Annotated in this window: 6 protein-coding genes; 5 read left to right on the forward strand and 1 reads right to left on the reverse strand. The window is 66.9% G+C overall.

Features of this window, described 5'->3' with window-relative positions; all coding sequences use genetic code 11:
* Positions 1-222 precede the first annotated feature (222 nt).
* Together HMPREF0372_RS00295 and HMPREF0372_RS00300 are read left to right on the forward strand one after the other, a co-directional pair.
* Entirely contained in the window at positions 223-2,046 is a 1,824-nt protein-coding gene (locus tag HMPREF0372_RS00295; protein ID WP_007487912.1) for an LTA synthase family protein, read from the forward strand.
* Between the two features lie 78 nt (positions 2,047-2,124).
* Positions 2,125-3,147 carry a helix-turn-helix domain-containing protein gene (locus tag HMPREF0372_RS00300; protein ID WP_039996359.1) on the forward strand — a complete coding sequence of 341 codons (1,023 nt, stop codon included), beginning with the start codon at positions 2,125-2,127 and terminating at the stop codon, positions 3,145-3,147.
* A 48-nt stretch (positions 3,148-3,195) separates the two neighbouring features.
* On the opposite strand, the gene ftsH (HMPREF0372_RS00305) is transcribed toward HMPREF0372_RS00300, so the two are convergent.
* Positions 3,196-5,427: an ATP-dependent zinc metalloprotease FtsH gene (gene ftsH, locus HMPREF0372_RS00305; protein WP_007487914.1), complete on the reverse strand. Its 2,232-nt coding sequence runs from the start codon at positions 5,425-5,427 to the stop codon at positions 3,196-3,198.
* A gap of 207 nt (positions 5,428-5,634) precedes the next feature.
* On the opposite strand from ftsH (HMPREF0372_RS00305), the gene rlmB reads away from it, so the two are divergent.
* The 3 genes from rlmB (at position 5,635) to ftsH (HMPREF0372_RS00320) (ending at position 10,638) form a co-directional block, all read left to right on the forward strand.
* Positions 5,635-6,402, forward strand: a complete 768-nt coding sequence (gene rlmB / locus HMPREF0372_RS00310; RefSeq protein ID WP_009257896.1) for a 23S rRNA (guanosine(2251)-2'-O)-methyltransferase RlmB — start codon at positions 5,635-5,637, stop codon at positions 6,400-6,402.
* A 68-nt stretch (positions 6,403-6,470) separates the two neighbouring features.
* On the forward strand, positions 6,471-8,615 hold the full coding sequence (locus HMPREF0372_RS00315; protein WP_007487919.1) for a hypothetical protein: 2,145 nt from the start codon (positions 6,471-6,473) through the stop codon (positions 8,613-8,615).
* A 145-nt stretch (positions 8,616-8,760) separates the two neighbouring features.
* Positions 8,761-10,638: an ATP-dependent zinc metalloprotease FtsH gene (gene ftsH, locus HMPREF0372_RS00320; protein ID WP_007487920.1), complete on the forward strand. Its 1,878-nt coding sequence runs from the start codon at positions 8,761-8,763 to the stop codon at positions 10,636-10,638.
* The last annotated feature ends 39 nt before the right edge of the window (positions 10,639-10,677 follow it).

The following is a 10,677-nucleotide window of genomic DNA, read 5'->3' on the forward strand; positions in this document are numbered from 1 at the left end:
TGAAGGTCAAGGACATGTTACTGAAAGAGGCCATTGAAGAGAAGCGGGAGGCCGACGAGCGAGCCATCGAGGCCTTCGGCGGCCGCACAGGGGCGCCGGAGGAGACGTAAAGCAGCAAAAGGACGGACGTGCGCCGGTTCGGCGCCGTCCGTCCTTTTTTGACAGAGGGGAAATTCTGCGGTATAATCACAGACAATACCCTTAGATTCAGGAGAATACCCCATGAAACGAAGCATTTCGATTCCAACCGACACCTTGTGGCAGGCGGGCTTCCTGCTGCTGACCCCGTTCACCGCCGCCTGGCTCATGCAGTTCACCTACGGCGTCCTGCCCTGGGCCATGCTCTTTCCGGCGCTGCTGGCCAACGCCCTGTGCATCGCCCTGCTGTACTGGCCCCTGTGTGGTCTGACCGGGCGCATCGCCCCCTGCTGCATCGGCATCCACATCGCCTCCGGTGCGTGGGGCGCGGCCAACTGCTTTGTCCAGTCCTTCCGGGGCACCCCCATCCTGCCCTGGGATCTCTCCGCCCTGGGCACCGCCGCCGATGTGGCGGGGAGCTACCGCTTTACGCCCACGTGGCAGATGCTGGCGGCCGTCGCCCTGGCGGCGGCCCTGGTTGTGTTCCTCCATCCGGAGAAACACAAGGCCCGCCTGCGCCTCACCGGAACGCGGCGGCCCCTGCGGCTGGTGTGCCTGGGGGCGGGGCTGGCCTGCCTCCTGCTCCTGTTCCCCACCGGGCGGCTGGAGCGTTTCGGTGTTAAGACCGATGTGTGGGACCCCGCCGGCTCCTACCGTGCTGGCGGCTGCCTGGCGGTATTCCTCCGCAACACGGAGTTCCTCGAGGTGGAGGAGCCGGAGGACGTCACGCCGGAGCGGCTGGAACAGATCATGGCCGGCGTGGAGCCGCCGGAGCCGGCGGCGGTTTCCGTGGAGCGGCCCAATATTGTGGCCATCATGAACGAGTCCTGGGCCGACTTTGAGGACTACGGAAACCTGACCCTCAGCGCCAGCGTCACCAACTACATCCGCTCCCTGGACAACGCGGTGTATGGCCACGCCTACACCTCGGTGTTCGGCGCGGGCACCAGCGCCAGCGAGTTCGAGTTCCTCACCGGCAACTCCATGGCCTTCCTGCCCTCGGGCAGCATCCCCTACCAGCAGTATGTGCTGGGGCCCACCGCCTCCCTGGCCTCCATTCTGAAGGCGGAGGGCTATTCCACCCTGGCCTTCCACCCTGGGGAGCGGGCCTCGTGGCAGCGAGATCGGGCCTACCCCCGGCTGGGCTTCGACTCCTACAAGTGCGGCGACGACATGGATGTGCCCCAGACCTTCGAGCACGGCTACGTCAGCGACCAGTCCGACTTTGAACAGATTATCTGGGAGCTTGAGCACAAGGAGGAGGGGAAGCCTCTGTTCCTGTTCAACGTCACCATCCAGAACCACGGCGGCTATACCGTGCCGGACTACCCGGCGCAGGTCACCGTAGCCGACGCGCCGGGGGAGTACCCCATGGCGGAGCAGTACCTCACCCTGGCGGGCAAGACCGACGCGGCCTTCCGCGCCCTGGTGGAGTATCTCCGGGTCTTTGACGAGCCCACCATCGTGATTATGTTCGGGGATCACCAGCCCTCGGTGGAGCAGGGCTTCCTCGATCTGGCCTACGGCGTCACCCAGGAGCAGATGACTATGGAGCAGTATATGGGCAAATACTATGTGCCCTTTGTCATCTGGGCCAACTATCCCCTGCCCGGGACGGGGCCGGAGACGACCAGCCTCAACTTCCTGGGCCAGTACCTCCTGCGGTACGCGGGCATTGCGGGCACCCCCTACGGGGACTTCCTGTGGCAGCTCCAGGAGGAGCTGCCCGCCCTCACCTTCGTGGGCTATACGGACGCGGCGGGCCGGGCCTACAGCCATCTGGAGACCAACGATTTCACCGCCCGGATTGAGGACTACCAGCGCCTCCAGTACAACAACCTGTTCGGCGGGCAAGACCGGCTGGCGGCCTTCTTTGACCCGGAGAGCGGAGGGGCAACCGGCGGTTGACAAAAGGAAACGGCGGCTTGGTTGCCAAAGGGGCTCCTGTTCGGCTATACTGGGAGGCAGAGAGGGGAGGGGGGGCCTGTGACCCTTGGGCAGCGTATTCAGGCGGAGCGGAAGCGGCTGGGCCTGTCCCAGGAGGGCCTGGGGGAGGCGCTGGGCGTCACCCGGCAGGCCATCTCCAAATGGGAGGCCGACGGCGCGGTGCCGGAGGTGGACAAGCTGGTGGCCCTGAGCCGCCTGTTTCACCTCCCGGTAGGGGTGCTGCTGGGGGTAGAGGAGGCGGCGGCCGCCGAACCGCCCCGGCCCGTACCCAGGTGGAAAAGGCGGCTGTGGCCCCTGCTGTCGGCGGCGCTGGGCGCGGTATGCGTCGTGCTGGTCCTAAGGGTGAACACCCTTCAAAGCGGCCAGGCCGACCGGCTTTTGGCCGCCGCCCTGGCGGACGGCCGGATGTGGCAGGTGGAGGAGCGGGGAGTCGCCGCCCTGGGGGAGGACGGCACCTTTTGCTGGCGGCTCCGGGCCGTCCCCGAGGTGGAGGCGCCGGGGTTGGGCCTGTCGGTGACGGCGGAGGGGGGCGGAGAGCGATTCACCGCCCGGGCCGACCGGGACGGCCTGGCCTATGAGGCGGAGCTGCGCCTTCCTCTGGGTGAGGAGTACCATTTCACGCTGCGGACGCGCACTCCCTCCGGCGCGGAGTACCGGCAGGAGCTGGGAGAGTGGACCGTGACCGCCGAAGCCCTGGCCCCGCTGGAGCTGACGGCGCGGAAGGGGAAGGGCGGAACCCTGTCCGGCGGGATATGGACCTGGGACGGGAGTATTTGGGCGGCCTGTGTGCCCCCCGAGGGCTCCTTAGTGACAGTAGAGCGCGCCGTCCTTCGCCAGTACCGGAACGGCGCGCCGGAGTGGGAACAGTCCCTTCCGGTGGAGCACGGCCGCCTGGAGGCCGATGTATCAGATTTCCAGCGTCAAACCCGAGTGGAGGCAGGGGACGAGGTGCTCCTGCTGGTGGAGGCGGTGGACAGTCTGGGCCGGACCTGTACCCGCCAAGTGGAGGGGGCGGCCTTTTCAGATGGCCCCTCCGGCCTGGAGTGGGCGGCGTTCCCATGACCGGGCACAAAAAGGAACCCCCGCGGACTCGCGGGGGTTCCTTTTTGCTTATTCCTTGGGCTTGCCCTCGGGGCCGAACTCCATGCCGCCGCCGTTGGGGGGCTGGGGCTCGCCGCCGCTCAGGGGGATGGGGTCGGAGACGGGCTCTGCCGGGGGCCCGACCGTTCCTTTCCCGTCCGGGTCGGGGAAGTTGTCCGCCAGGGCAGGGTCGCGGCCCTCCAGAATAGCCACCATCTCCGCGCCGGTGATGGTCTCCTTCTCCAGCAGGTACTCCACCACCTTGTCCATGTCCTCCCGGCTGTGGGAGAGGATCTCCACTGCCTTCTTGTAGCAGGCGTCGATGAGATCCCGCACCGCCCGGTCCATGGCGGCGGCGGTGTCCTGGGCGCAGTCGATGCCGTAGCCGCCGTCCAGGTACTGGCTGCGGCGGGAGGCCAGGGCCATCATGCCGAACTCGTCGCTCATGCCGAACATGGCCACCATGTTGCGGGCGATGCCGGTGGCGTCCTGGATATCCTGGGCCGCGCCGTTGGTCATGGTGTGCAGTACCAGCTCCTCCGCCACGCGGCCGCCCATGGAGACGGTGATCTGGGCCAGCAGCTCATCTCTGGTGTGCAGGTGCTTGTCCTCCTCCGGCAGGTGGAGCGTATAGCCAAGGGCGCCCTGGGTATGGGGGACGATGGTGATCTTGCTCACCGGCTCGGCGTGCTTCTGCCTGTAGGCCACCATGGCGTGGCCCACCTCGTGGTAGGCCACCAGCTTCTTCTCAAACTCGCTGAGGACGCTGCCCTTCTTCTCCGCGCCGGCGATGACCAGCTCGAAGGCGGCCAGCAGATCCTCCTGGTTGACCGCCTTGCGGCCCAGGCGGACAGCCCGCAGGGCGGCCTCGTTGACCAGGTTGGCCAGGTCGGCGCCCACGGTGCCCGCGGTGGCGATGGCGATCTTGCGGAGGTTCACGTCCTCGGCCAGACGGATGTTGCGGGTGTGCACCTGGAGGGTGGCCAGACGGCCGGCCAGGTTGGGCCGGTCCACGATGATGCGCCGGTCGAAGCGGCCGGGGCGGAGCAGGGCCTGGTCCAGCACCTCGGGCCGGTTGGTGGCGGCCAGCAGGATGACGCCCTTGGTGGGGTCAAAGCCGTCCATCTCGGCCAAGAGCTGGTTGAGGGTCTGCTCCCGCTCGTCGTTGCCGCCCATGCGGTTGTCGCGGGACTTGCCGATGGTGTCGATCTCGTCGATGAACACGATGCAGGGGGCCATCTTGTTGGCCTCCTTGAACAGGTCGCGGACGCGGGCGGCGCCCATACCCACGAACATCTCCACGAAGTCGGAGCCGGAGATCGAGAAGAAGGGGACGTTGGCCTCGCCGGCCACGGCCTTGGCCAGCAGGGTCTTGCCGGTGCCCGGCGGGCCCACCAGCAGCGCGCCCTTGGGCAGCTTGGCGCCGATTTCCGTATACTTCTGGGGGTTGTGGAGGAAGTCGATGATCTCCACCAGGGACTCCTTGGCCTCATCCTGGCCGGCCACATCCTTGAAGGTGACGCCGGTCTTGCGCTCCACGTAGACCTTGGCGTTGGATTTGCCCAGGTTGCCGATGCCGCCGCCCATCTTGCCGGCCATCCCACGCATCAGCAGGGAGAAGACCACCATAATGAGCACCATGGGCAGCACCCAGGACAGCAGCACCGACAGAATGGGGTTGATGGGCTCCACGTATTCGGGGCCGAAGTTGGTAATGCCGTGGGCCTCCATGAGGGCTACGAGTTCCGGAATGTCATCAGTCAGGGGGGCGCAGAAGTAGACCAGGGACTCCCTGCCGCCGGCGCTCTGGGCCTGATTCTGGCTCTGGACCGGCTGCTGCTGGGGGGCTGTCCCGTCCAACAGGGGCAGGTCCAGCACTCCGCCGGTGGTCCCGCTCTCCTGGGGCGTCTGAGCGGCCTGACTGTCCTGCCCGCCCTCCTCCGGCGTGCGGACGGTCACCTCTCCGTCCTCGCCGACGGAGAGAGAGTAGCCCTCCTTCAGCGTGAAGGTGTACTTGCCGCTTGCCATAACCACGGACTCCACGGCATCCTGCATGATTAGCTGGCGGAACTGGCCGTAGGACACCTCCACGGAATTGGCCTGCTGCAGCCTGGATGTGGCCAGGTTGACCAGCAGGGTGAGAACCAGGGCCCACAGCAGGATAGAGACGATGGCCGTCATATTGCGCTTGTTGCCGCCGCCCTTGCCCCGGTTGTTGTTCTGATTGGAGTTCAAGTCTCGTTCCTCCTTGATGGGAAACATTCAATATTCAAAGTAATTATAGTTATAGCACAAGGAGTTTGAAAAAACAAGGAACGGCGCGGCGAAACCTGTAAACTTTCTATGAAAAACAAGGGGGGAGGCCCACCGCTCTTTTTGCAGGAATGCGGCAATTTTGGCTTTTTTGATCCGCCGTCTTGTGGTATACTGTTGTCCAGTATCGGACCAATGAGAAAGGCAGGACAGACCATGAAGGAGCGCAGACCGGCCCCCAGCGGGGAGGCCGACGGCATCATCGAGGGCCGCAACGCCGTGACCGAGGCCCTGCGGGCGGGCACCCCTATCGACAAGATCTATCTGGCCCGGGGGGAGACCGACGCGGCCCTGGGGCACATCGCCTCCACCGCCCGCTCCAAGGGCGTTGTGGTGGTGGAGTGCGACCGGCGCAAGCTGGACGGCATGAGCCGCACCCACTCCCACCAGGGGGTGATCGCCCTGGCGGCGGTGCGGGAGTACGCCAGCGTGGACGACATCCTGGAGGCCGCCCGGGCCAAGGGGGAGCCCCCCCTGATCGTGGTGTGCGACGAGCTGAGCGACCCCCACAACCTGGGGGCGGTGATCCGCACCGCCGAGTGCGCGGGGGCTCACGGCGTCATCATTCCCAAACGCCGCTCCGCCGGCCTGACCGCCGTGGTGGCCAAGACCTCCGCCGGGGCGGTGAGCCACGTGCCCGTGGCCCGGGTGGCCAACCTGCCCGCCCTGCTCAAGGAGCTCAAGGAGGCGGGCGTGTGGGTGTTCGGCACCGCCGCCGACGGGGACCGGCTCCTGTACGACGCGGATTTGAAGGGCCCGGCCGCCATCGTCATCGGCAGCGAGGGGGACGGCATGGGCCGCCTTGTGGCCGAGACCTGCGACTTCAAGGTGCGCATACCCATGCGGGGGAAGCTCAACTCCCTCAACGCCTCCGCGGCGGCGGCCATCCTGCTCTATGAGGCCGTGCGGCAGAGAATGGAATAAGCGGGACGGAAAGGCGGCGGCCTCTATGGCCGCCCGCGCATCCAAATCATGCAAAGCAGGTGAGAACCATGTCCAAGGACCGGGACGACGAACGGAATACAGGTATGCCCGGCGAGGAGACGTTCTCCCTGGAGGAGATTCTGGCGGAGTTCGGCGGCGGCGCGGCCAAGCCGCGGTGGAAGGAGGACACCATCCCCTTTCCGGTGACGCCCCGTTCCCAGCGCACGGCGCCGTCTCCCGCCGGGCCGCCCGGGCCGGGCAAGGTGGTGTCTTTCCCGTCGGGCCGGCGGGAGGACCCGCCCCCCGTTCCGCCGCCTCAGCCGGAGCCGGAGGAGCCGCCGGAGGACGGGGACAAGGTGTTGGAGTTCCCCGGTGAGGAGGGACCGGCGTCGGACAACCCCATTGCCGAGGGTCTCAACCGCCTGTTTCAGAAGGCGGACGACTACGCCGGACACATGTTTGAGGAGGAGGGCAGGGAGGACGACGAGGAGGTGCGCCGGGCGGAGGAGTACATCCCCGGCACCGACGAGGAGGAGCCGGAGGAGGTCTTCCGGGAGCGCCGCCCCCGCCGCCAGCCGCCCCCCGCCCCGGATCTGCCCGCGGCGGAGCTGGCCCGGCGGTACGGCAAGGGCCTCAAGTCCATGGGGGTACGCTCGGTGCTGGTGTTCCTGCTGCTTCTGCCCGCCCTCTACCTGACCCTGGGGCTGTTCCCCTACCCGGCCGTGCTCACCCCGGAGCTGCGGGTGCTTGCCCTGGCGGGTATCCAGGGGGCGGCCATGCTGCTGGGGCTGGATGTGCTCATGCGGGGGCTGTTCCGACTGCTGCGGCTGGAGCTGGGCATGGATACGCTGCTGGTCTTCGCCGCCGCGGCCACCCTGGCCGACGCGCTGACCATGTACCGCCTGGACCCCCGGGACGGTCAGATGCCCTACTGCGCGGCCATTGTGCTGGGGATATTCTTTCTCCTGCGGGGCGCCAGGCGAAAGCGGCGTGGTCTGCGCATGGCCTGCCGCACGGCGGCCTCCGCCGCCCAACCCTATCTGGTCACCCTGGACGAGGGCAAGTGGAATGGCTGGGACACCTACGCCAAGTGGTCGGGGGAGCCCATCGGCTTCGGTCGCCAGATGCAGGCCGCCGACGGGGCGGAGCGGATCTTCCACCGGGTCTGCCCGCTGCTGTTCATCGCGTGCCTTCTGCTCAGTGTGGTGGCCTCCATCGGCCGGGGCGCGCCGGAACGGCTGCTCTGGTGCCTGTCCGCCATGCTCACCGCCTGCGCCTCCCTGTCCGGGGCGCTGTGCTTCGCCCTGCCGTGGCTGAGCCTTACCCAGCGGCTGAGCAAGTCGGGGGCCGCCATCGCCGGGTGGGACGGGGTCACTGCCACCGGCGGCAGCGGCATCCTGCTCAACGATACCGACTTTTTCCCGCCGGGCTGTGTGTCCCTCAACGGCATCAAGATCTTTGGGGACTTTCCGGTGGACAAGGTGGTGTCCGACACCGCCACCCTTATCCGGGACGCGGGCTGCGGGCTGGACAAGCTCTTCCACGACCTGCTCCGCGCCCAGGGGTGCGTGTACCGCCGCGCCTCCGACTTCTGCGTGTATGAGGGCGGCCTGTCCGCCGTCATCCGCGACCAGCAGGTGCTGGTGGGCTCGGCGTCCTTCATGCACCTGATGGAGATCACCCTGCCCCAGGGACTCAACGTGAAAAACGCGGTGTTCTGCGCCATCGACGGGGAGCTGGCGGGCATATTCGCCCTCAACTACACGCTCCACGGGGCGCTGGAACCGTCGCTGAACAGCCTCATCCGCAACCGGGTCACGCCGGTGATGGCCACCCGCGACTTCAACCTGATCCCCGCCATGCTGCGCCAGCGCTTCAAGCTGCCGGTGGACAAGATGGAGTTCCCGGCGGTGGAACGGCGGCGGGAGCTGTCCGATGAGGAGCAGCCCCACAGCGACATCCTCACCGCCGTCCTCTGCCGTGAGGGGGTGGCCCCCTACTCCGAGGCCGTGGTGGGGGCGGCCCGGCTGCGCCGGGCGGTGCGCACCGCCGCAGTGCTGGCCTGCCTGGGTGCTGTGGCGGGGCTGCTGCTGGCCTTCTACCTCACCTTTGTATGCTCCTACGCCTCCCTGTCCGCCGCCAACCTGCTGGTGTTCCTGGTGATGTGGCTGGTGCCCACCCCGCTGATTGCCGGTATGGTGAACAAATATTGAACAAAAGGGGCCCCGCCCGGCTGGACGGGGCCCCTTTTGTAAACAATATGTAAACAGCACTGGAGGCGCGTTGACTTTTGGCAAAGGGAAGCCTATGATTCCTTCGTACCCAAAATAATGTTTCAAACCGGGGAGGAATTTTGATTTGAAAGAACTGAAGGACAGTGAGATAAAGACCTCGCCCCCCAAAAAGCCGCTGATCTTCTACTATCTGGCGGCGCTGATTGTGCTGATGCTGCTGAACGTGTTTCTCTTCCCGTCCCTGCTGGAGCGCCAGGTGGTGGAGGTGCCGTACAGCCAGTTTTTGACCATGGTGGATGGCGGCCAGGTGGAGCAGGTGGCCCTGGATGAGACGAGCCGGGAGATCGTATTCATTGCGAAGGACGACGGCGGGCGGGAGGGCTATTACAAGACCGGCGTCTGGCCGGATGACGGCCAGCGGCTGCTGGCCCAGCTCCAGGCGGAGGAGGGGATCACCTTCACCGCGGAGATCCCCACCCAGGCCAATCCCATCCTCTCCGTCCTGGTGAGCTGGATTCTTCCCATTGTGATCTTTATCGTCATTGGGGAGCTGCTCTCCCGCTGGATGATGAAGCGTATGGGCGGCCTGCCCGGCGGGATGGGCAACGCCATGACCTTCGGCAAGTCGGGGGCCAAGGTCTACGTGGAGGAGGCGTCCACCGGCGTATCCTTTGCCGACGTGGCCGGCCAGGACGAGGCCAAGGAGTCGTTGATGGAGGTGGTGGACTTCCTCCACGGGCCGGAGAAGTACGCCGCCATCGGTGCCCGCCTGCCCAAGGGCGTGCTGCTGGTGGGGCCGCCGGGCACCGGCAAGACCCTGCTGGCCAAGGCGGTGGCCGGGGAGGCCAAGGTGCCCTTCTTCTCCATCTCCGGCTCGGAATTTGTGGAGATGTTCGTGGGCATGGGCGCGGCCAAGGTGCGGGATCTGTTCAAGCAGGCGGGGGAGAAGGCCCCCTGCATCGTGTTCATCGATGAGATCGACGCCATCGGCAAGAAGCGGGACACCGGCGGCCTGGGCGGCAACGACGAGCGGGAGCAGACCCTCAACCAGCTCTTGGCCGAGATGGACGGCTTTGACTCCAGCAAGGGCGTCGTCCTTCTGGCCGCCACCAACCGGCCGGAGTCCCTGGACCCTGCCCTGCTGCGCCCGGGCCGGTTTGACCGGCGGGTGCCGGTGGAGCTGCCCGATCTCCAGGGGCGCATCGCCATTCTGAAGGTGCACGGGAGGCGGGTTCATATTGACGGGGACGTGGACTGGAGCGCCATCGCCCGGGCCACCGCCGGCGCCTCCGGCGCGGAGCTGGCCAACATCGTCAACGAGGGCGCCCTGCGGGCCGTCCGCCTGGGGCGGAAGACCGTCACCCAGGCCGATTTGGAGGAGAGCGTGGAGACCGTCATCGCCGGGGCCCAGCGGAAGAACGCGGTCATCTCCCCTCAGGAGAAGCAGATTGTCTCCCACCACGAGGTGGGCCATGCCCTGGTGGCCGCCCTCCAGTCCCACTCCGCCCCCGTTACCAAGATCACCATCATCCCCCGCACCTCCGGCGCCCTGGGGTACACCATGCAGGTGGACGAGGGGGAGAAGATGCTCATGAGCCGCACCGAGCTGGAGAACAAGCTGGCCACCCTCACCGGCGGCCGGGCCGCCGAGGAACTGATCTTCGGCCCGGACAACATGACCACCGGCGCCTCCAACGACATCGAGCAGGCCACCAAGCTGGCTCGGGCCATGATCACCCGCTACGGCATGACGGAGGAGTTCGACATGGTGGCGCTGGAGACGGTGCAGAACCAGTACCTGGGGGGCGACGCCGCCCTGTCCTGCTCGGCTGAGACGGCCGCCGCAGTCGACCGCCAGGTGGTGGAGCTGGTGCGCGCGGCCCACCAGAAGGCTCTCGGACTGCTGCGGGAGAACGAGTCCAAGCTCCGGGAGCTGGCCGGCTACCTCCTGGAGAAGGAGACGATCACCGGCGAGGAGTTCATGGAGCGGCTCCGGACATAACAGACATATCAGCCGCCCCCCGCGCCTCTGGCGCGGGGG

It is taken from the genome of Flavonifractor plautii ATCC 29863 (genome assembly GCF_000239295.1).
GTDB lineage: Bacteria > Bacillota > Clostridia > Oscillospirales > Oscillospiraceae > Flavonifractor > Flavonifractor plautii.